Annotated in this window: 15 protein-coding genes and 4 pseudogenes; 11 read left to right on the top strand and 8 right to left on the bottom strand. The window is 55.5% G+C overall.

Annotated elements, in window-relative coordinates:
- Positions 1-285: 285 nt before the first annotated feature.
- Positions 286-1,173 carry an aldo/keto reductase gene (locus tag HRQ60_RS01290; protein WP_172193825.1) on the top strand — a complete coding sequence of 296 codons (888 nt, stop codon included), beginning with the start codon at positions 286-288 and terminating at the stop codon, positions 1,171-1,173.
- A 103-nt stretch (positions 1,174-1,276) separates the two neighbouring features.
- Here the strand turns inward: HRQ60_RS01290 and HRQ60_RS01285 are convergent, their stop codons facing one another.
- A complete protein-coding gene (locus HRQ60_RS01285; protein ID WP_172193824.1) occupies positions 1,277-2,407 on the bottom strand; it encodes an AI-2E family transporter in 1,131 nt (376 codons plus the stop codon).
- 81 nt (positions 2,408-2,488) lie between these two features.
- The gene (locus tag HRQ60_RS01280; RefSeq protein ID WP_172193823.1) at positions 2,489-3,079 is read right to left on the bottom strand and encodes a TetR/AcrR family transcriptional regulator; all 591 of its coding nucleotides are present in this window, start codon (positions 3,077-3,079) and stop codon (positions 2,489-2,491) included.
- Positions 3,080-3,254: 175 nt separating this feature from the next.
- On the opposite strand from HRQ60_RS01280, the gene HRQ60_RS01275 reads away from it, so the two are divergent.
- From HRQ60_RS01275 to aguB, 3 genes are all read left to right on the top strand, one after another.
- Positions 3,255-4,199 (top strand): ketopantoate reductase family protein, encoded by a 945-nt coding sequence (locus HRQ60_RS01275; protein WP_172193822.1) that lies wholly within the window; start codon positions 3,255-3,257, stop codon positions 4,197-4,199.
- A gap of 185 nt (positions 4,200-4,384) precedes the next feature.
- On the top strand, positions 4,385-5,419 hold the full coding sequence (locus HRQ60_RS01270) for an agmatine deiminase family protein (protein ID WP_172193821.1): 1,035 nt from the start codon (positions 4,385-4,387) through the stop codon (positions 5,417-5,419).
- Positions 5,420-5,479: 60 nt separating this feature from the next.
- On the top strand, positions 5,480-6,361 hold the full coding sequence (aguB, locus tag HRQ60_RS01265) for an N-carbamoylputrescine amidase (RefSeq protein ID WP_172193820.1): 882 nt from the start codon (positions 5,480-5,482) through the stop codon (positions 6,359-6,361).
- Positions 6,362-6,490: 129 nt separating this feature from the next.
- Here aguB and HRQ60_RS24090 read toward each other — a convergent pair.
- The 3 pseudogenes from HRQ60_RS24090 to HRQ60_RS24080 all read right to left on the bottom strand — a co-directional run.
- A pseudogene (locus tag HRQ60_RS24090) lies at positions 6,491-7,240 on the bottom strand (sensor histidine kinase); the annotation flags it as partial.
- A 234-nt stretch (positions 7,241-7,474) separates the two neighbouring features.
- Positions 7,475-7,996 (bottom strand): annotated as a pseudogene (locus HRQ60_RS24085) (GAF domain-containing protein); the annotation flags it as partial.
- Positions 7,988-8,245, bottom strand: a pseudogene (locus HRQ60_RS24080) (HAMP domain-containing protein); the annotation flags it as partial. The pseudogenes HRQ60_RS24085 and HRQ60_RS24080, both read right to left, overlap by 9 nt.
- 719 nt (positions 8,246-8,964) lie before the next feature.
- On the opposite strand from HRQ60_RS24080, the gene HRQ60_RS01255 reads away from it, so the two are divergent.
- Together HRQ60_RS01255 and yidC are read left to right on the top strand one after the other, a co-directional pair.
- Positions 8,965-9,309 (top strand): hypothetical protein, encoded by a 345-nt coding sequence (locus HRQ60_RS01255; protein ID WP_172193818.1) that lies wholly within the window; start codon positions 8,965-8,967, stop codon positions 9,307-9,309.
- Positions 9,252-10,040, top strand: a pseudogene (yidC, locus tag HRQ60_RS01250) (membrane protein insertase YidC); the annotation flags it as partial. The gene HRQ60_RS01255 and the pseudogene yidC, both read left to right, overlap by 58 nt.
- 394 nt (positions 10,041-10,434) lie before the next feature.
- Here yidC and HRQ60_RS01245 read toward each other — a convergent pair.
- Positions 10,435-12,639 (bottom strand): anthranilate synthase component I, encoded by a 2,205-nt coding sequence (locus tag HRQ60_RS01245; protein WP_172193816.1) that lies wholly within the window; start codon positions 12,637-12,639, stop codon positions 10,435-10,437.
- 348 nt (positions 12,640-12,987) lie between these two features.
- On the opposite strand from HRQ60_RS01245, the gene HRQ60_RS01240 reads away from it, so the two are divergent.
- Positions 12,988-14,013, top strand: a complete 1,026-nt coding sequence (locus tag HRQ60_RS01240) for a cation diffusion facilitator family transporter (protein WP_172193815.1) — start codon at positions 12,988-12,990, stop codon at positions 14,011-14,013.
- Positions 14,014-14,376: 363 nt separating this feature from the next.
- Here HRQ60_RS01240 and HRQ60_RS01235 read toward each other — a convergent pair whose 3' ends face one another.
- Positions 14,377-14,766, bottom strand: a complete 390-nt coding sequence (locus HRQ60_RS01235; protein WP_425501615.1) for an ArsR/SmtB family transcription factor — start codon at positions 14,764-14,766, stop codon at positions 14,377-14,379.
- Between the two features lie 222 nt (positions 14,767-14,988).
- On the opposite strand from HRQ60_RS01235, the gene HRQ60_RS01230 reads away from it, so the two are divergent.
- The 4 genes from HRQ60_RS01230 to HRQ60_RS01215 all read left to right on the top strand — a co-directional run bounded on the left by HRQ60_RS01230 (position 14,989) and on the right by HRQ60_RS01215 (position 20,244).
- Positions 14,989-17,301 (top strand): heavy metal translocating P-type ATPase, encoded by a 2,313-nt coding sequence (locus HRQ60_RS01230; protein WP_172193814.1) that lies wholly within the window; start codon positions 14,989-14,991, stop codon positions 17,299-17,301.
- Between the two features lie 227 nt (positions 17,302-17,528).
- Positions 17,529-17,852 carry a hypothetical protein gene (locus HRQ60_RS01225; protein WP_172193813.1) on the top strand — a complete coding sequence of 108 codons (324 nt, stop codon included), beginning with the start codon at positions 17,529-17,531 and terminating at the stop codon, positions 17,850-17,852.
- Between the two features lie 69 nt (positions 17,853-17,921).
- Positions 17,922-18,716 carry a prolipoprotein diacylglyceryl transferase family protein gene (locus HRQ60_RS01220; RefSeq protein WP_172193812.1) on the top strand — a complete coding sequence of 265 codons (795 nt, stop codon included), beginning with the start codon at positions 17,922-17,924 and terminating at the stop codon, positions 18,714-18,716.
- A gap of 100 nt (positions 18,717-18,816) precedes the next feature.
- On the top strand, positions 18,817-20,244 hold the full coding sequence (locus HRQ60_RS01215) for a radical SAM protein (protein ID WP_172193811.1): 1,428 nt from the start codon (positions 18,817-18,819) through the stop codon (positions 20,242-20,244).
- Between the two features lie 96 nt (positions 20,245-20,340).
- Here the strand turns inward: HRQ60_RS01215 and HRQ60_RS01210 are convergent, their stop codons facing one another.
- A complete protein-coding gene (locus HRQ60_RS01210) occupies positions 20,341-21,579 on the bottom strand; it encodes an MDR family MFS transporter (protein WP_172193810.1) in 1,239 nt (412 codons plus the stop codon).
- Positions 21,580-21,645 lie beyond the last annotated feature (66 nt).

Raw genomic sequence — 21,645 nt, 5'->3', positions numbered from 1 at the left:
CAGACGGGCGAAACCGAACCTCTAAAGAGACAAGCGTTAAACGCTTGTCTCGTATAAACAGTAGGCTTTCGTTCGTCTGAATCGCACAAGGGTTAGGTGCGAATCAGACGGGCGAAACCGAACCTCTAAAGAGACAAGCGTTAAACGCTTGTCTCGTATAAACAGTAGGCTTTCGTTCGTCTGCTGCTTTTCGAAATAATTTTGGAATACGCTTTCTTTATAGGTTTTTCCGGGTAAAAAGAAAGTGGGCTGCAACTTGAGCGCCGAGACGAGGAGGATGCAAAAGTGGAAAAACGAACCTATGGCAGTACCGGCATGGAGGTCAGCGTGCTCGGTTTCGGAGCGTCCGAAATCGGCAGCGGCGTTTCGCAGCAGGATGTGGACAAGCTGCTTGGGAGCGCGATCGATGCCGGATTGAATATTATCGATACGGCCGAATGCTACGGAGACAGCGAAGAACTGATCGGCAGATCGATCGCTCACCGCCGCGACGATTTCTACCTGTTCACCAAATGCGGCCATGCCGCCGGTATAGATGGACCGGACTGGGATCCCGTTACGCTTGCCGCGACGATCGACCGGAGTCTCAAGCGTCTGCAGGTGGACCATGTGGACATGATTCATCTGCACAGCTGCTCGGAAGAAGTGCTGCGCCAAGGAGCAGTGATCGAAGTGCTGCAGCAGGCGAAAAAAGCAGGCAAGACCCGTTGTATCGGCTACAGCGGCGATACCACGGATGCGCTGTATGCGATCCGGACAGATGCGTTCGACAGTCTGGAAACGTCGCTGAACGTAGCGGATCAGGAAGCGATCGAACTGACGCTGCCGGAAGCGGTCAAACGCAATATGGGCGTTACCATTAAACGTCCGATTGCCAATGCCGCCTGGCTGTTTGATACGGTGGAACCGTCGGATTATGCTTATGTGTATTGGAAACGTCTGCGCGAGTTGAATTACGGTTTCCAATCCGAAGAAGACTCCGTCGCAACCGCACTGCGCTTCACCCTGTCGACGCCGGGCGTGCATACCGCGATCGTAGGCACGACGAAGCCGGACCGCTGGCATCAGAATGCCAAGCTGATCGAAGCCGGTCCGCTGGAAGCCGAACGGTACGAAGAAATTGTCCGCCGCTGGCGGGAAATCGCACCCGCAGATTGGACCGGCCGGACCTGACACTGCATACAAAAGCCCCCTGATTCCGCTCAAGCGGACAGGGGGCTTTTTTTTGAGCCAAGAGCAAGAGAAGCTTCAAGTTCAAGCCTTCTTGTTCGCAGCGTCACAGATACATCTGGGATCTCATCTTAAACCAGTCGAACACGTGATTCGCCAGTACTTTCAGTACCGCATAACCCGGAACGGCTACCAGAATGCCAACGACCCCGAAGAGATTGCCGGCGGTCAAAATGACGAAAATGATCGTGATGGGATGAATCTTGAGCGACTTGCCCATGATTTGCGGCGAAATGAATTTGCCTTCCACCAGCTGTACGACTGTCCAGACGATCACCATTTTGAGCAGCATGATAGGTGAAGTGACCGCTGCCACGATAAGAGCCGGCGTAATCGCGATCGCGGGACCGAGATACGGAACGATAGCGGTACACGCGGCAACGATTGCCAGAACGAGCGAATATTCAAGTCCGATAATCCGGTAGCCGATATAGAGCAGCACACCGATACACATGCTGACGATGATCTGACCGCGAATATACGAGCTGATCTGGTGATTCGTTTCTTTGAGAACCGTCAATGTGCCCGGACGGAGTTTGGTCGGGATAAAGCTCAAGATATAATCCGGCAGCTTATGTCCGTCTTTCAGCAGATAGAAGAGGATAAAAGGCAGCGTGACGATAGCCAGCACCAGTTCTTTGACAACGCCGAGAAGCCCTCCTATACCCGACCAGGTGTGGTTAAGGATCGTGGTGGCCCGTTCGGAAAAGGTGCTGACGATCTCCTGCGTATTCAAACTGGTGGCCGTCTGGAACTGGGTCACCAGATCGCTGCCGATCCATTTCTCGAACTCGGTCTGGATCGTTTGGCTGTAGGCCGGGAAATTCTCGAAAAAGCCCAACAGCTGCTCGCGGATCACCGGTACGATCAAGATAATGATGGTAGTCAGGGCACCGATGATGAGCACATACAAACAGAGGATGGTATAGACCCGTTTAACCTTTTTCTTTTCCATAAAATCGACGATCGGGTTGAGCAGGTAATACACGACACCCGTCAGAATAATCGGCAGAACGATCGTCTTGACCAGTACCCACAGCGGATTGAAAATGAACGATATTTTGGAAAAGACGAGCACGTTTACGCCGACCAACAGCGCAATAAACAAAAACAGCACAAATTTGTTGTTCAGGAACAATCTTCGAAACCTTCCTGACCAGACTCTCGGTTGGTTCATTCGGCACTTCTCCATTCTTGGCTTAATCTTTCCGCACACTCTTTCTTAGTAAGCATACAAAACGCACAAAACGGACGCAAGTCAGCGGCGATCCGACACGGGCGTTTCTTCCGGCTGATCTCCTTCGGCTCCGGAAAATCCGTGCATCTGCAGCAGCAGAGCCAGCTGTCCGACCATTTTGGCCGCCGGGTACGGCATGGAACGGACGATCCACCATTCGAACAGTCCGGAGATGGCTGTCGTCACGAATTGAACGGCGATTTCGCGGTGGATCCGCGCGTCATGAACGCGGAGGTCGAATTGTTGTTCCACGCCCTGCTGCAGCAGCGCAGATAACCGCAGGCGAAAAGCCGGCAGGCTGTCGCCCTGGATCAGCACCGAATAAACCTCGAACCGGCTCTCCAGATACTCGAACGTGCGCAGCATCGAGGTTTCGGGCGATTCGTCCGGATAGATCGGTCGGCAGCTTTCGTTCAACTGTTGAAGATAGGTGTCGATACACTGGTTCAGCAGATCGAATTTGTCTTCGAAATGCAGATACACGGTTCCGCGATTGACGTCTGCGCGCTCGGCAATTTCCTGAATCGTGATCCGTTCGAATTTTTTTTCTTTGAGCAGTTCAATCAGCGCTTCGAATAATCCTTCTCTCGTTTTGCGAACGCGTCTGTCCATCGTTTTTTGGCTCCTTTACTGAACAAAGATAGGGGGCGTGTCGCGAAAACGACAAAAAGGCACATATCAACGATTGCCGCTTGCCCGGATCTCGCTTACGTTAAGAATAATCAACAGTTGTTAAGGAATCAACATCTGTTGATAAATAAACCGTAAAGCGAAAAGGAGAACAGCAATGCGAATATTGATCTACGGGGCAGGCGTATTGGGAAGTGCAGCGGCCCATCTGCTGATGCAGGGCAAACACGAGGTGACGATGCTGGCAAGAGGGATAAGGGCGCAGCAGCTGGAACAAAGCGGATTGGTCATTCGGCATCATGTTCAAAAAAGAACAACAACGGATCGGCCGCGGATCATTCGCAAGCTTGAAGCGGACGATCAGTATGATCTGATTTTTACGGTAATGAAATATTCGGATCTCGAAGCGGTACTGCCGAATCTGGCGGACAATATAAGCGAGAACATCGTCATGATCGGCAATAATCCCGATATCGCGGCGACGGAAGCGGAGATTCGGCGGTTGGCCGGCGGCGTGAAACGAATATCGTTCGGTTTTCAGATTGGAGGCGGCATCCGCAGAGAAGACGGAACCGTCGTATCGATCCAGACCGGCGGGGGCAAACTTATTGTTGGGGCCATGAACGGAGAAATCGAATTTCTGCCTCTTCTTCAGCAGGCATTCGCCGACAGCCGCTGCAAGATTGTCGTTCACAGCAATATCGATGCTTGGCTCAAAACTCATATGATCTCCGTCGTGCCGCTGGCCGCCGCATGGAGCAGCCGGAGAGGCGACGTCAAAGCGGTAGCGAGCGACAGGGAACTGCTGCGTCAGGTGGTCGAAGCGATGGCGGAAGGGTTGGAGCTGCTCGAAGCCGCCGGTTATCCGGCAGTTCCGGCACTGCAGGCGCGAATCATCCGCCGTCACAAGGTGGCGGTGCGTATGCTGCTAAGTTTGTATCATCGGCTGCCGGCTGCACGGTTGATCGACGGTTCTTTTGCGGAAATCAAAAGTTTGGACGTCGTTTTCCGCAGATGGGCGCAAACTCAGGAACGAACGGCACCGGCGTGGAAGAGCCTGCTCCAGGAAGCGCAAAACTCTATACAGGTCGCTTCATACTAAAATAATAAAATCATTACATGAAAAATTCACAATAATAAACACAAAAAAACCCTGAAAAAGGAAACAATCGGCAGCGCCTTTTTACGCAAACAACCTTTGAATAAAGGCTGAACTTATTGTATGATGGTGTTCGCGAATAAGAGGTTTTTTGCGCGATCATTTTCCAGGCAAGGGGACGACTAACGATGAATCCGAAAGCTCTTCATTATACAATGCCCGCCGAGTGGGCCCCGCACGAACGCACGATGCTGTCCTGGCCGATCCAATCTTCGATGGTATATCCGGACAATTACGAAGAAGTCTGCGGTGGTTACGCCGAATTGGTCAAAGCGATTGCCGAGTTTGAACCGGTCACGCTGATCGTGAATCCGGAAGACGAGGAGCGGCTGCGTCCGATCTTCGCCGGACATCCGGTCGAACTGCTGGCGATTGCCCATAACGATGCCTGGCTGCGCGACAATGGTCCGACGATCGTCGTGAACGAAGACGGTGAGCGGGCCGGCATCAACTGGGGCTTCAATGCCTGGGGCGGCAAGTACTCGCCCTGGGATCTCGACGACGCGGTAGCACCGGCGGTGCTCGAGCATCTGGGACTGCGCCGGTTCGACGCGCCGCTCGTGCTTGAAGGCGGTTCGATCCATGTCGACGGCGAGGGTACGCTGCTGACCACGGAAGAATGCCTGCTGAACGAAAACCGCAATCCTTCGCTGAGCCGCGATGAGATCGAACGTTACGTCCGGGAATTCACCAATGTCGAGAAGATCATCTGGCTGAACCGCGGGCTGGCCGGCGACGAGACGGACGGTCACGTCGACAATGCCGCCTGCTTCGCCGCGCCGGGCAAAGTCATCATCCAGGTCTGCGACGATCCGGCGGACGACAATTACGCGATCACGCAGGAGAATCTGCGCATTCTGGAACAATCGACGGATGCACGCGGGCGCAAGCTTGAGATCGTCAAGATCCAGCAGCCGCCCTATACCGAATATGAAGGCAGCCGCCTGACCCTGAGCTACCTGAACTTCTACTTCGTCAACGGAGGCATCATTCTGCCGGTCTTCGGCGGAGCCGCCGAAGAAACCGACCGTCTGGCCGAAGAAGTGCTCCGGCAGACGTTCCCCGACTACCGGATTCGTACCGTCGACGGTATGGCCGTGATTCGCGAAGGCGGCAACGTGCACTGCACGACCCAGCAGATTCCGGCGGGACGCCAAAACTAAAGCCCGAAGAACGGATGAACCATAGAGAACCGTAAATCGAGAGGAGAAGTGAATTTCCCCATGAGAAAAGTGAAAGTGGCCGCAACCCAGATGAGCTGCACCTGGGACATCGACGACAATATCCGCAAAGCCGAAGCGCTCGTGCGCAAAGCGGCGGCGGAAGGCGCACAGGTCATCCTGCTGCAGGAATTGTTCGAGACGCCTTATTTCTGCCAAAAAGAAAAAGCCGAATACTATCAGTACGCAACGGAACTCGAGAGCAACAAAGCGATTCACCATTTCAAGCAGATCGCCAAAGAGCTGGAAGTCGTACTGCCGATCAGCTTCTATGAAAAGAAAAACTATGCCCGCTACAACGCGCTCGCGATGATCGACGCGGACGGCGAGATCATGGGCACGTATCGCAAAAGCCATATTCCGGACGGACCGGGTTACGAAGAGAAATTCTACTTCAATCCGGGCGATACCGGCTTCAAAGTATGGAATACCCGCTACGGCAAAATCGGCGTCGGCATCTGCTGGGATCAATGGTATCCCGAAGCCGCCCGCGCCATGGCGCTGATGGGTGCGGAGATCCTGCTGTATCCGACCGCGATCGGTTCCGAACCGCAGGACAGCTCGATCGATTCCAAAGACCACTGGCAGGCGTGCATGCTCGGCCATGCCGGTTCCAATCTGATTCCGGTCATCGCCTCCAACCGGATCGGTCCGGAGAGCGACGAAGATTCGTCGATTAACTTCTATGGATCCTCGTTTATCGCAGGACCGCGCGGCAGCAAAATCGTCGAAGCCAGCCGCGACCAAGAAGAAGTGCTGACCGCCGAATTCGACCTCGACCAGCTCGAGATCGACCGGATCGAGTGGGGCGTCTTCCGCGATCGCAGACCGGAACTGTACGGCGTGCTGGCCACGTACGACGGCGAACGGAAAATGGGGCAGTAAGCCTCCGGGTTTGAACGAGCAAAAGCCGTCCCTTCTGCGGAAGGGACGGCTTTTTTGAGTGTTATTTTATACGGTAGCAAGTTCAACAGGTCGGCTGCCTGCCCGTATTCGCTGCGGGCGAACCTTCTTTTAAACTTCTTGGGCCCAATCGGAGAGAGCCGCCGTTTCTTCAGGCATGGCCGGCAGATACAAGGTGAATGTGCTGCCTGAACCTTCGCGGCTCTCAAGCGTCATACAGCCGCCGAGCAGACGGGCGAATTCCCGGCAGATCGATAAGCCGAGTCCGGTTCCGCCATACATGCGCTCCGTGCCGCCGTCGGCCTGACGAAACGCTTCGAAGATCATCTCGCGTTTGTCTTCGGCAATACCGATTCCCGTATCGCAGACCGTAACGGAGATCGCCGGACTGTCTGCGGAAGCGCCGGAAGCGGAGCAGGGCAGGTTGGAAGCGGACGCGGTTTGCACCGTGCACGATACTTTGCCTTTTTGCGTAAACTTGAAAGCATTGGAGAGCAGATTCTTGAGGATCTGCTGCAGTCTTTTGCCGTCGGTATAGAAAAATTCGGGCACATCTTGGGCAACCGATATTTCAAATTCCAGATTTTTCTGTCGGGCGATTGCTTCGAATCCGTAGCGGGCAAGTTCGGAGAAATCATGCAGCGATACGGCTTCGCGCGTGATCTCCAGCATGCCGGCTTCCACTTTTGACAGATCCAGCACATCGTTGACAATGTTCAGAAGCTCCTGTCCCGAACGGTTGATGATTTCGGCATAACTTTTGTCTTCGCTTTCGGCATATTCGGGATTCTCCGCAATCAATTGGGACAAGATCAGGATACTGTTGAGAGGCGTCCGAAGTTCGTGCGACATATTGGCCAAAAATTCGGATTTGTATTGGGAAGAGCGGCGCAGTTCTTCGGCGGTCGCTTCCAGTTCCTGCTGCGCATCGAGCAGTTCGCGCCGGCTGTCTTCGGCCTGGGCATACTGCTGCTTGAGGCGAACGTTGACGGAGCGCAGTTCGTGCTGCTGGGTCTGAAGCTCCTCGGTCAGCATCTGCGATTCCCGAAGCAGCCGCTCCACTTCCGTGCGGCCCGATATGTTCTGCAGCGCGATGCCGAGGGTCGAACGGAGCTGCCTGATCAGTTCGCGGTGCAGGGGAGAGAAGGTCTGCAGCGAAGCGAATTCCACGACCGCTTCGATCCGGTCGTCCGCTTCGATCGGTACGACCCAGAGCTGCCGCGGCCGGAATTCCGCATTTCCCGTCCGCAGCATGCCTTCGTAGCTTTCGGGAATATCGATCAGAATTTCGCGGCCGTCGTGAGCGGCCTGCCCCACCAGCCCTTCGCCGATTTCAAAGTGCTGCCGGGTATCGGACGGACTGCCGTCGGCATAAGAAGCGAGGCGGGAGAATCGGGTCTGTCCGTTCTTGTATTCACGAATATAGAACAGGCCGGAAGAGGCATTTACGGCCGGAGCCACAATCGACAAAAACATACGTGCAAGCATATCCCGATCGGATACTTGATGATACAGAAGGACCAGCTCGTTGAGACGCGTCTGAAGCCAGTTGTTTTCTTCGATGCGCTGATTGGATTCGCGGACCCTGCGGTTATGGTCTTCAAGCGCATCGAGCATATGATTGTAACCCCGCGCGATATCGCTGATTTCGTCGTCATTCTCCACATGCAAACGGGACATTTTCTCGACGGCGCCCGGATCGAACCGATCCATGACGTCCGTAATGCGGCGCAGGCTGCGTCCTGTGCCGCGGATTACCCACAGTGCGCAGGCCACGCCGATCAGAATAATCGCGAGAGCGGAGATGGCGCTGACGACCAGAATCTGATTGAAACGGTCATCCGCTTCATGCTGCGCCTGTTTCATTTTCTCTTCCTGCATACCGGTGTAATCTCCCAGGTTACGCAGCAAATTGGTGCGTATGCCCTGCGCTTCTTCCACGAACAACACAGCCGCGGTTTGGGATCTACCTTGTTCGAGTGCTGTATTTATGCGTTTCACAACTTCCATATAACGGTCCATCCCTTGCTGGATCGAATCGAGCAGACCCGCATTGGCATCGCTGCCGACGTGGAGCTGAAGATACGACAGATGCGTATAGGCAGCCGAACTGCGTCTGGCGATCAGGGAAGTATGCATCGTGACCTGCCGGGAATCGGTTTCGTTGAGGAGATAGCCCACCTCGCTGTCGAGATAGGAAAAGTTGTTGCGAAACGCGGCCGAGCGGCTGACCTTTTCATAGCGCTCGTCCATGATCTCCGACAAATTTTGCCGAACTCCGTCGAGCATGGCGGCCAGTACAAACAGCAGAATCATCAGCGCGAACAGAATCGTCCCAAAGCCGAGCAGCTGTTTTTTTCGATAGCTCATCATGGCTCTTCCTGCTTTCCGGTTCAAATTGAAATGGCTCTACACGTTTTTACCTTAAAGCCGGGTTCTTGAAGCAATGCGACGCGAGCTTTGTGATAAGAAACATCAGGGAGAAGAACACGGCAGACAGAAGGAATATACAAGTGCAGCGGAATATGTTACAATATTCACAATTAAAGAATCATTAATTTGAACGGCGAAAGGAGGTGAATCCTTTGCTGGATCTTCAAGATCTGCTCCCCTATTTATTTTCCGTCAGCCTGCTGCTGGTGCTGCGTTATTTCTACCTGCTGTTTCTGTACGGCGGACTCCGGATCCGGTGGATCGAATTCAACAACTACGATTACCGCTGTTCGTTCCTCTCGATTCCGGCGCTCGGCAGCGGCAGCTCGCCTTCAAGACTGAGCCGGATGATTAGACGCCGCGAAGCCCCGGATGAAGACGGCGGCGACTGCTTTTTCCTATTCGATGACGTTCAGTCCAATCGATTAGGAGGAGCAGTATGGAACAGGGAAAAGGATTCATTTTCGGCTCGAAACCAGGCAAATTTATCGCTTTAACGGTACTGATCGGAATGATGGTCTTATTGTCCGGCTGCGGCATGCAGAGCGGCGAGATCACAAGCAGCACACCGGGATTTTTTAATCACTATATCGTGTTTCCGATATCTTATCTGATTCAGCATCTGGCGGGATGGTTCGGTGGAAGCTACGGGATCGGCATCATCTCGATTACCCTGATTGTGCGAACCGTATTGTTCCCGCTGATGATGCGGCAGGCGCGTTCCCAACAGCAGATGAAGATCAAGATGAGCGTCATGCAGCCGGATCTCGACGAATTGAAAAAGAAATACGAGAACAAAAAAGATGCCGAGCAGCAGAAGCAGATGCAGCAGGAAATGATGGCCATCTATCAAAAACACAGTTTCAACCCGCTTAATATCGGCTGTCTGCCTATCTTGATTCAGCTTCCTATTCTGTCGGGGCTGTACACGGCGATCCGCTTGACTCCGGAATTGTCCACCCATTCGTTCTGGTGGTTCAAGCTGGGACAGCCGGACTGGATCATGGCGGTTCTGGTCGCTATTTTGTATCTGGGCCAAGCGAAAATTTCGCAGTACAGCATGACGCCGGAGCAGCGCAAACAGATGGCGATCATGGCGTATATCTCCCCGCTGATGATGCTCTTCTTCTCATTCAGCGCTCCGGCCGCGATGCCGCTGTACTGGATGGCGAGCGGTACATTCCTGCTGCTGCAGACTCTGCTGTTCCGCAAAATGTATCCGACCGACCCGGACACGATCGCGGCCATGCAGGCCCAAGCGGCGCAGCAAAAGCCCGAGCAGCCGGATAAACCGGGCCCGGGTCAAGCCCGCAGTCCCCAATCAAAAGCTCAAGCTTCGCAGAACGCAAAGCAGACGGCGGGGCTGCCATCGTCCAAAACGTCCGCAGCGAAGCGTTCGGCCCAACCGGCCAAGACCTCCGGCAGAAATGGAGAGACGGCGAAGCGGTCAGGAAGCAAGCCGGGCGAAAAAATGAAAAAGCCGGCCAAAGCCTAAGATAACAATAAGCGGCGTTTGGCCTGCCCGGATCCCGGAAAACACAACAAAAGCCCTGCACGGATACTTCATCCGGTGCAGGGCTTTTTGAGTATGTGGGGGCTGGTCCGATAATCCTCATGCAGGGTCAGCGGACAGTCGATCTGCTTAAACTCACCGCACGCATGAAGTTGCCGATGATTTGATGCCCGATCCGCCCTTCTGCCGTCAGCAGCGACTCGGGATGGAATTGGACGGCATATACCGGCAGTTCCCGGTGTCGGATTCCCATGACGACGCCGTCTTCGGAGCGGGCTGTTACTTCAAGACATTCCGGCATCCGCTCGGCATGAAGCGAATGGTAGCGGCCCACTTTGAACGGCTCTTCGATGCCGTCGAACAGCGGACAGTCCGCCGCCGCGCTGACTTGGGCCGGTTTCCCGTGCTGGGGAACATCCAGGATCCCCAGCACGCCTCCGTAATATTCGACGATGCCTTGAAGACCGAGGCAGACCCCGAACAGAGGCAGTTCACGTTCCGCCGCGAGATCCAGAACCTCGCGCATCCGGAAATCGTCCGGACGTCCCGGTCCGGGAGACAATACGACAGCATCGAACGACTCGCTGCCTCGCAGGGTACGCAGGGCGGCGGCGGTCCGAAGAACCAACACTTCCGCTCCCGTTTCCTTGAAGTAACCGGCGAGCGTATGCACGAACGAATCCTCGTGATCGACGAACAGCAGCCGTTTGCCGATGCCTGGCGCCGGGAGGGCGCTGTCGGCAGCCGAGAGATTCGAGGCTGCACGGGCGGGCTGCAGGCCGCGGACCGCTTTGATCAGTGCGGCGCCTTTGGTCAGCGTTTCTTCTTCTTCCTCGGCGGGAATCGAATCGTACAAGAGCGTCGCGCCGACCCGAATTTCCGCTGTGCCTTGGCGGATCCGGATGGTGCGCAGGGTCAGGCCGGTATTGAGGCCGCCGTCGAAGCTGTAGAAGCCTACCGCGCCTCCGTACCAGTCGCGCGGGGAATCTTCGTGATCTTCGATCCAGCGGATTGCCGCTTTTTTGGGAGCGCCGGTGACCGTTACCGCCCACATATGGGTCATGAACGCATCCAGGGCGTCGTTTCCTTCACGAAGGGTGCCTTCCACATGGTCGACCGTATGGAACAGATGCGAATACGTCTCGATCTGGCGGTGTCCGATGACGTTGACCGAACCCGGTTCGCATACGCGGGATTTGTCGTTGCGGTCCACATCCGTGCACATATTCAGCTCGGCTTCGTCTTTGCGCGAATTGAGCAGTTTGCGGATCTGCTCCGCATCTTCGATCGGCGAAGCGCCGCGTTTGATCGTGCCCGAGATCGGACAGGTTTCCATCCGCTTGCCTTCGACGCGTACATACATTTCCGGGGAGGACCCGACCAGATGCTCGCTGCCGAGGTTGACGATAAAACCGTACGGACTCGGATTGATCGCGCTTAGCCGTTCGAATACGACGGATGGCGCGTCCGGGCACGGTTCGTAGATCGTCTGGGTCGGGACGACTTCGAACAGATTGCCGACTTTGAACTGCTCGATCGCCGTATCGACGAGGCTCGCATAGCGTCCCGGTACATAGGCCGGAAGCTGCGAACGGTCGACACCGGGAACGATCGCGGCGGTTGACGGCGTCGAGCGGTCCAAACCTTCGGTCGAACGTCCGTCCAGAGCAAAATCGTAGCTCAGGCTGTAGGCCTGATCCTGCTGGCGGTCGACAATTACGATCTCGTCCGGCAGATACAACACGACATCGGGGCGCTCCAGGGTACGCTCATGCTTGAGTTCCATCGGCTCGAACTGGAAGACCAGGTCGTAGCCGAAAGCGCCGTACAGGCCAAGCTGCGAGTCTTCCGGGGCTTCCAGCGCTTCCTTGATGCTGCGCACCAAAGTGAAGATCGAAGGGCGGCGCGTCCGATCTTCTTCCGACAGCATCTCGTCTTCGTCTTCCCGATGAAGAATAGACCCCGAGATCAGCCGACCCTCGCGGCTCAGATCAAACACGGGATCGGCGGCAAGGCGGTCATACAGGAAGTCGAGCAGCAGATCGCCGCGTTCGTTAAGTGCCTGAATCTCAAAAAGACCGCGCGAAGAGCGCAGCTCGATCGGCGGATTCAAAAAGCCGACGTCCCATCTCGAATAACGGCCAGGAAATTCATAGCCGCTCGTGAACAGGGCGCCTCGTTGGGTATCGATGGCGGTAAGAATAGAAGAAATGGCCTCCGAAGAATCAAGAGGGGTCAGGGTACGGGTGACTTGAAGGTGGCCCCGCGTGGCGTAGGTCGCCTGCTGGGGGGATAGGGTAGCTTTAAATTTCACTTTTTCTCCTCCTTGGTTACGTAAAAGGTTGGAGAGAAAAGAGAAAGAAAGTGTGATGGATATGCGATTGAAAAGGGGTCTCGGCTCCGCTCAACTTGTCTCTGCTCTAGTCTCTGCTCCGGCTCTGCTGTCGGACATGAATACTCTCGGTCACACGTGCGGACTCTTCCGCGGCCATCCGGCTCTCCGGACTTATGGGAAATCATACCGGGTCGGCGGGTAGGTTGTCAATGGCGGAGCCTATTTCGCTTGGCCTTGATCCGAAAAAAGGTTGCAAGCGGGAAAAAAGAAGCATACAATAACATATGAACAGTTGCTCATATGTTTATTTGAAAAGGGGCGTAGAAGATGAATCGATCCGAAAAACAAACGATAGACACAGCTCATACTCCACATCAGGCACACGGTCACAACCATGCACACGGCCATTCGCACGGCAGCGGGGGACATACGCACGGAGCCAACAAGAAAGCGCTCAAGCTGTCCTTTTTCCTCATTGCCGCCTACATGGTCGTCGAGGTGATCGGAGGTCTGATGACAAACAGCCTCGCGCTGCTGTCCGATGCGTGGCATATGCTCAGCGACGCGGCGGCACTTGGTTTCAGTCTGCTGGCGATGATCTGGGGGGAACGCCGGGCGAGCAGCGCCAAGACTTACGGGTACAAACGCTTTGAAGTCTTGGCTGCGCTTCTCAACGGGCTCGCGCTGATCGGGATTTCGCTCTACATTTTCTATGAAGCATTCCAGCGTTTCTCCGATCCGCCGAGCGTCATGAGTTCGGGGATGCTGACCATTGCCGTAATCGGGCTGCTGGTCAATATCGCTGCCGCCTATATCTTGATGGGCGGAGACACTTCGGGAAATCTGAATCTGCGGAGCGCTTTCCTGCACGTGATCGGCGATCTGCTGGGTTCCGTCGGCGCGATTATCGCGGCGATTCTGATCATGGCGTTCGATTGGAAATTGGCCGACCCTCTCGCAAGCGTCATAGTCGCTGTATTGGTCCTGCTTAGTGCTTACCGGATTACGCGCGATTCGATCCATATTCTGATGGAAGGCACGCCTGCGGGTTACGATACCGACGAAGTCCGCCGTAGGCTCACCGAAATTCCGGGAGTGGTGGAGGTGCACGATCTGCATATCTGGTCGCTTTCTTCCGATACTCCGCTGCTGAGTACCCAACTCGTAGTGGACGATCAAGCCGACGGTTTGGCAGTCATGGATCGAGCGCGTCGTCTTCTCACCGAAGAATTCGCTATCGCGCATATTACGATTCAGCTCGATCTGCCCGGCAGCGTCTGCGCAGTAAGCGACGAAGAGGCGGCTCCTTCCGTCCACACGCACGGCCGCCAAGCAGAGACCCCACGGATTTGAGCCTGCTTCGGCTTCAGCGGAACATCAAAAAAGGAAGCCTCTGCCCAGAGGCTTCCTTCAACGTGTCGAGAAAGTCGTATTCCAAACAAAGTGAGGAGGCGGAGGGAGAAATTCAGTGAAGGAACGATAGTGTTCGCCTTTGAAATCGGGAAAATTCCGCTAAAATCCAATCCTTTTTCCCGATTTCAACACGCGACCTAAAGCCTTTCGGAGAAAGGCACATCGGAAGCATACGCTAACGAATTTCTCCCGCAGCCGACGAGCTTCTACAACGAATAGGACTTTCTCGACAGCCTGAGGAAGCCTCTAGGCAGAGGCTTCCTTTTTCGTTTGTGCAGTCGAACCGATTATTTTCCCAACGGCTCAGCCGTGTTTCAAGTGCTGGAGAGTCTGGGCGAAAATTTCTTCCACATGCCGGTCGTCAAGCGAGTAGAACACCGTTTTGCCGACTTTTTTACGCTTGACGATCCGGGTATTGCGCAGATAGCGGAGCTGGTGGGAGACCGCCGACTGCGTCATATCAAGCACAATGCACAGATCGTGCACGCAGAGTTCTTTTTGCAGCATCGCATAGATCAGTCTGACCCGCGTCGGGTCGCCGAGCGCTTTGAACATTTCGGCCATATCGACAGCGGTGGAATCGTCCACAAAGTTCTCTTTGATCCGCACCAGCGTATCGTGGGGAGCGGCACTGTCCGCGCCATCGTGTCCGCATTCATCCATCATGTCCTCGCGCAGCGTTTCCTGTGTCACGCTTCATCACCTTCCCGTATGCGTCGTAGGTCTATTATAACAAAAATCGTTGGGATTACGAATAGGCTTTTTGAGCGTAAAACTTTTGACTTTGATCAGCAGGGGGCCTATAATCGGATTAACACATGAACATATGCTCATATATAATTCGTAACTGTTTTGAATAGCGCTGCACACCGAGAAGCCTGACCCACAAATCAAACATGAACCGGAGGGATAACGATGGGAACCGCAGCAGAAAAGGTGAAGCGGGAATGGGTGCTCGAAGGTTTGGATTGTGCGAACTGTGCGCTCAAGATCGAAAACAGTGTGCAGAAAACGCCCGGAGTGGCGTCGTGTTCGCTCAATTTTGTCAATAAGACGCTTACGTTCGAAACCGATTCGGCGGCGGAAACAGAAGTGAATTCCAAAACGGCGGCCACAATCAAAAAGCTCGAGCCGCATGTCCGCATTCTCGTCAAAGGAACCGGACAGTCCGTCGATGCTTCGGGGCGTATTCTTCCGGCGAATGCCGCTGCAGGAGTTGGGGCTGCGTCTGTGGGCGGCTTGCACGGAGGAGGGCGCAGCGAGGAGCCGACGGCCGATGCTGCGGACCCTGACCATGCCGGGCATACGCACGATCATGGAGGAGCCGCGTCCCAGAAAAAGCGGATCGCAAGACTGGTAGCCGGAGCCGCTCTGATGGCCGCAGCGATGCTGGTTCCGCTCGGACCCGGCGCCGAGCTGACCCTGTTCCTGATGGCCTATCTTATCGTCGGCGGGGATGTGGTGCTGCAGGCGGTGAAGAATATCGTTCGGGGCCAGGTGTTCGACGAGTATTTTCTGATGTCGGTCGCGACGGTCGGCGCATTTGCTATCGGGCAGTATCCCGAAGGCGTGGCCGTTATGCTGTTTTATCAGGTCGGCGAATATTTTCAAAGCCTGGCCGTTAACCGCTCGCGCAAATCGATCACTTCGCTGCTTCAGGTGCGTCCCGATTATGCCAATCTGCAGGCGGAAGGGGAGACGAAGCGGGTCCGTCCCGAGACGGTCGGCATTGGCGCTATCGTACTCGTTCGTCCCGGCGAGAAAGTTCCGCTGGACGGAAAGATCATAGAAGGTTCTTCCATGGTGGATACGTCTGCGCTGACCGGGGAGTCCGTTCCGCGCGTCGTGAAGGCAGGGGACGAAGTGCTCGGCGGATTCATCAACAAAAACGGGGTGCTGACGGTCGAAGTCCTGCGCACATTCGGCGAATCGTCCGTAGCCAAGATTCTCGAATTGGTGGAAAATGCGGCCGGCCGCAAAGCGCCGACCGAGACTTTTATCAACAAATTTGCCCGCGTTTATACGCCGGTTGTCGTCCTTACCGCGCTGCTGCTTGCTATTGTGCCTCCGCTTGTCGTTCCGGGAGCGGCATTCTCCGACTGGATCTACCGGGCTTTGATCTTCCTCGTCATTTCTTGTCCTTGCGCTCTCGTCGTCTCGATCCCGCTCGGTTTCTTCGGCGGGATCGGCGCGGCTTCCAAGCAAGGGATCCTGGTCAAAGGCGGGAATTATCTCGAAGCGCTGAACGATGTCAAATACGTTGTGTTCGACAAGACGGGAACGCTGACCCGGGGCAGCTTCAAAGTAACGGAGATTGTTCCGGCAGAAGGTTTTTCCGCCAAGCAGCTGCTGGAAACGGCGGCTTATGCCGAACTCCATTCCGGTCATCCGATCGCCGATTCGATTCGCGAAGCGTACGGACAGGAACCGGACAAGAATCAGCTGCACGATTACGAAGAAGTGTCCGGCCACGGGATTCGCGCGAAGCGAAACGGACAGACGATTCTGGCAGGCAACGGAAGACTGATGCGTGCCGAAGGTATTGCTTTCGATGAACCGGAGAACGCGGGAACGGTTGTCCATGTGGCGGCGGACGGACGTTATGCCGGACGGATTGTAATCGCGGACGAGATCAAGCCCGACGCCGCGGAAGCGATCCGCGGGCTCAAAGCTCTCGGCATCCGCCGGACGATCATGCTGACCGGAGATGCGAGAAGCGTAGCCGATCAAGTAGGACGCCGTCTGGGGATCGACGAAGTCTACGCGGAGCTTCTGCCCGAAGACAAAGTCGAACAGATCGAGAAACTGGACCGAGCCAAATCGCCGAAAGAGAAAATTCTGTTTATCGGCGACGGAATCAACGATACGCCGGTGCTGGCACGGGCCGATATCGGCGCCGCGATGGGCGGATTGGGCTCGGATGCCGCGATCGAAGCGGCCGATGTGGTCATTATGACCGATGAGCCTTCCAAGCTTGTGACGGCAATCGGCATCGCCAAACGGACACGCCGGATCGTTTGGCAGAACATCGTATTCGCGCTTGGGGTCAAAGCCGTATTTCTGATCCTGGGGGCTTTCGGTATTGCGACCATGTGGGAAGCGGTGTTCTCCGATGTTGGCGTAACGCTGATTGCGGTCCTCAACGCCATGCGTGTACTGCGTTTCGATCAGAGCGCAGCGCCGGCGGCCGGGCATGCCGAAACGGCCGGTCAGTCGGCTCAAGCCTGACCGCCGACACACACGTACACGTGCACAGCGTAATCTGTCTATAGATCCGCCCGAATAACCGCCTGGTCAGTTGACCGGGCGGTTATTTGTTTTTTTGTGAGCGAGTGTTCTGGGTACTGGATTTCCGGCCTGAAACCCGTTAACCTAACAATAATCCCGCTGGGGAGGAAAAACATGGGTAAGAACCGAATAGAAAGTCATGCAAAAAAAGCGATGGAGGTGATCGGATGCAACAACCGCACTGCGCTTATCATCCCGACCGGGAAGCCCGTCACCAATGTACACACTGCGGCCGCATGCTGTGCGACGAGTGTTACAATCCGGCAACGAAAAGCTGTATCTACAAAGACTGCAACGCTTCGGGCATGCCTTCCGGCGAAAGGTCCGCGTATGGGGAAGATCCTCGGGGCCGTCCGGGTAGACAGTCCGGAGACGGAAATGGGTCGTCCAATCCGGGCTGCCAGATCGTGATCTCGATTCTGGCCATCATAGGCGGATTGTTCATGCTGCTGCTGGCGATCTGCGGAGGAATGATTTTCTTTAATTACTGAAACGGACGCGTGCTCGAAACGGTTTGAAGTATGAACCCAAGCTGCTTGAAGGAAGAAAGGAGGGAGCCTGTGGAATTCCCTGTTTATATTTGGCTCGGACCGTGGCGGATCCATCCGCATGTCTTGTTCGAGACCCTGTCTTATTTCATCGGCTTCCGTCTTTATTTGTGGACACGCCGCCCGAGTGAAATGTCCAAGCTCGCCGGCCTGCAGATTTTGGGAGGCACCATCTTGGGCGCCGCGATTGGCGCCAAGATGCTTTATTATTTCGAAGATCCTGCCGCCACCTGGGAACAGCTTCGTCAGGGAAACTTCCTATGGGGAGGCAAAACGATCGTGGGCGGGCTGCTCGGAGGATTGATTGGCGTCGAGCTGGCCAAGAAGTGGGCGGGCTGGAAATCGTCGACCGGCGATGATTTTGTCTATCCATTGATCGTCGGGATGGCGATCGGACGGATCGGATGTTTCTTGACCGGACTGGAAGATCATACATATGGAATCGCCACTTCCTGGATCACCGGAGTCGATTTCGGCGACGGGATTTTGCGTCATCCGGCGCAGCTGTACGAGATCGGATTTTTACTTGCGCTGGGCCTGATCCTGTATCCGCTGTATCGCAGAAGCAGAAAAGCGCAGCCGAGGTCGGACGGATACGTCTCCGGAAAGATGTTCCAATGGTTTATGGCGGGTTATCTCGCGTTCCGTTTTGTTATCGAGTTTATCAAACCGACGCCGCATCCGTATTTCGGACTCAATAATATCCAGCTGGCCTGTATTGCGGGACTGATCTATTACGGCTGGCTGCTGGTTCGCCGCGGCGGAGACGGCAGCCGGATACGGGTAAACAAGCCGGCTGCCGGTTGATAATCGCAAGCGTTCCCATGTGTTTCCGATCCGGCGAAGCCGCTCGGTTCGAAGCTTTTCGATCTCCTCTATTCCATTATGAAAAGGAGCGTGCTCCGTCATGCCGAACCGTCCTTACCTGTACCATGAGCTGACCAACAGTATCTGCTCGACCTGCTACCGCAAAGTAGAAGCGAAGATCATCGAAGAAAACGGCCGGATGTACATGCTCAAACGCTGCCTTGTGCACGGCCCCGAGAAAGTGCTGATCTCGACCGATGTCGAGTATTACAAAAAAACGCGCGAATTCATCAAAGCTTCGGAAATGCCGCTTCGGTGGAATACCCCGATCAAGTACGGTTGTCCTTACGACTGCGGCTTGTGTCCGGACCACGAGCAGCACAGCTGCTTGACGCTGCTGGAAATTACGGATCACTGCAACATGAAATGCCCGATTTGTTTTGCCGAATCTTCGCCGCAGCGTACGACGCATCGTTCGCTTGAGCAGATCGAATTTATGCTGGACCGGATCATCGAGAACGAAGGCGAAGCGGATATCGTACAGATCAGCGGCGGAGAGCCGACGACGCATCCGCAGTTTTTCGAAATTCTCGATCTGTGCCGCACGCGGCCGATCAAACATATCATGGTCAATACGAACGGCGTGCGTATCGCGCAGGACCGGGCGTTCACCGAGCGGCTCGCGTCCTACATGCCGGGCTTCGAAATCTATTTGCAGTTCGACAGCTTCGAATCCCATGTGCTCAAAGAGCTGCGCGGCGCCGACGTGCGGCGGATTCGCGAGGATGCGATTCGCCATCTGAACGAATTCAATCTGTCCACGACCCTTGTCGTCACGCTCAAAAAAGGGCTCAATGACCATGAGGTCGGTACGATCATCCAATACGGACTGAAGCAGAAAGCGGTACGCGGAGTGACGATCCAGCCTATTCAGGCGGCGGGACGCCTCGAAGGCTACGATCCGGCGACCGACCGCCTTACGGTCAGCGAAGTCCGGCAGATGATCATCGATCAGTCGGGCGTGTTCGAACCTGACGATATTCTGCCGGTGCCCTGCCATCCCGACTGCCTGGCGATGGGGTATGCGCTCAAGCTCGGCGGCGAGGTACTGCCGCTGACTCGTATGATCGACAAAGAAACGCTGCTCGAAGGCGACAGCAACACGATCGTGTTCGAACACGATCCGGTCGTGCGCGGCAAGCTGTTCGAGCTGCTGTCGACCGGCCATTCGCCCGTCTCTTCGGCGCTGTCGCTCAAAAGTCTGCTGTGCTGCCTGCCGCTTGCGGCCGTGCCGGAAGAGATCGTGTACGATAACGTGTTCCGCGTCATCATCATGCAGTTCCTCGATGCCTATAACTTCGACGTGCGCTCGGTCAAAAAATCGTGCGTGCATATCGCGCATCCGGATGGCCGGATCATCCCGTTCGATACGTACAACATGTTCTACCGGGATGATAAGGAGACACTGCTCGAAGAACGCAAAGCGGAGATTGCGACGGCCTGGGATTCTTCGCCGGGCTGCCGCTGAACGTACCAAGCTGCGGCAGCGGATCTGCGAATACGGCCTGACCCAAAATAGAACGCCAAAAGCTGCGCCGACTCTCCAGCAGAGCCGGCGCAGCTTTTATTCGGATAGGGCGGCGCGCCTCTCCGTTTCTTCCTTGACCGTCAGGCGCCGATGCGCAGCCAGCAGGAACGGAAGGCCGCAGGCGGTCAGCAGCGCCAGCGGAGCGAAGACGGCGAAACCGCTTTGCAGCGCGAACCGATCCAGCAGCAGCCCTCCGACGATCGGCGCGGCGACATTGCCGATATTATTGAACCCGATTGTGCCGAAATACGTTCCTTTCCACTCGGGCTGTGCGATCCGGTCGATCAGCATATCCAGCATCGTAAACAGCAGCACTTCGCCGACCGTAAAGACGAACACGCCGGTAAGCAGCAGCGGCAGTCCATGTCCCAGTCCGAACATCAGCAGCGAACCGGCCACGAATACGTTGCCGAAGATAAGCGGGACGACCGGACGGAACCGGCGGACAGTTTGGACGATCGGATATTGGACGATGAGTACAACCGCGGCGTTCATTGCCAGCATGTAGGAAAAGAGTTCTTTGCCGTTCGCGATATTCGGATTCAGCGTCAAGTACTGCGCCAGCGTCGAACTGAAATGTCCGTAGCCCAGTACGCAGAACGTGGTTCCGATCAATACGGGCAGGAAGACCCGGTCGCGGCCCGTGACCGACAGTGCCTGACGGATTCGAGGAGGCACGGAATCGCTTCGTGCGGGCATCATGCTGCGGTGCGCCGAGAACTGGGCGATCAGTACAAGTCCGTACAGGACGTACACGACGCCTGCAGCTACAAACGGCAGGGTCGATTCCGCCGAACCGAGGCGCAGTCCGAGAATCGGTCCGATCACGACTCCGATATTGATCGCTGCGTAGCGCAGATTGAATGCGAGCAGTTTGTGTTCGGGCGGCGTCGTGTCGGACAGCAGTGCCCGAGAAGCCGGTTCGAACACCGAGCGGCATAAGCCGTTCAACACATTGACGACGAAGAACATCCATACTTCGCTGGACGCCGCAAAACCGAAGAAGACAGCCGCCCAGCAAAAAACGGAAACAAGCAGAACTTTCTTGCGTCCGATCCGATCGGAAATGTACCCGCCGTAGAAACTTACCGAGACGCCGGCAAGCGAGCTTGCGGCGACGATGAATCCGGTGAGGGTCGCGGAGACACCCATCGTTCCTGTCAAATAGATCGCGAGAAAAGGGATGCTCATCGACGTAACGAGGCGGCCGAACATCGTGCCGACGATAATCGTCCAGGCAAGAGGGTGAATCTGTTTAAGCGTTTTTGGAATCATGGTTTTACCCTCCTTCTCGGCGGCTTCCACCATTGTAATCCGTTAAAAGGGGAAGAAAAAGGGCAA

It is taken from the genome of Saccharibacillus qingshengii, from assembly GCF_013185195.1.
GTDB lineage: Bacteria > Bacillota > Bacilli > Paenibacillales > Paenibacillaceae > Saccharibacillus > Saccharibacillus qingshengii.
Note: the sequence above shows the minus strand (reverse complement) of the source record. Positions and strands in the feature narration are given on the sequence as shown.

Excerpts from the sequence above, each read along its gene's own strand:
- HRQ60_RS01285 (WP_172193824.1), bottom strand. The coding sequence starts at position 2,407 with ATGAACCAACCGAGAGTCTGGTCAGGAAGGTTTCGAAGATTGTTCCTG.
- HRQ60_RS01230 (WP_172193814.1), top strand. The coding sequence starts at position 14,989 with ATGGGAACCGCAGCAGAAAAGGTGAAGCGGGAATGGGTGCTCGAAGGT.
- aguB (WP_172193820.1), top strand. The coding sequence starts at position 5,480 with ATGAGAAAAGTGAAAGTGGCCGCAACCCAGATGAGCTGCACCTGGGAC.
- HRQ60_RS01240 (WP_172193815.1), top strand. The coding sequence starts at position 12,988 with ATGAATCGATCCGAAAAACAAACGATAGACACAGCTCATACTCCACAT.
- HRQ60_RS01270 (WP_172193821.1), top strand. The coding sequence starts at position 4,385 with ATGAATCCGAAAGCTCTTCATTATACAATGCCCGCCGAGTGGGCCCCG.
- HRQ60_RS01215 (WP_172193811.1), top strand. The coding sequence starts at position 18,817 with ATGCCGAACCGTCCTTACCTGTACCATGAGCTGACCAACAGTATCTGC.
- HRQ60_RS01280 (WP_172193823.1), bottom strand. The coding sequence starts at position 3,079 with ATGGACAGACGCGTTCGCAAAACGAGAGAAGGATTATTCGAAGCGCTG.
- HRQ60_RS01225 (WP_172193813.1), top strand. The coding sequence starts at position 17,529 with ATGCAACAACCGCACTGCGCTTATCATCCCGACCGGGAAGCCCGTCAC.
- HRQ60_RS01210 (WP_172193810.1), bottom strand. The coding sequence starts at position 21,579 with ATGATTCCAAAAACGCTTAAACAGATTCACCCTCTTGCCTGGACGATT.
- HRQ60_RS01275 (WP_172193822.1), top strand. The coding sequence starts at position 3,255 with ATGCGAATATTGATCTACGGGGCAGGCGTATTGGGAAGTGCAGCGGCC.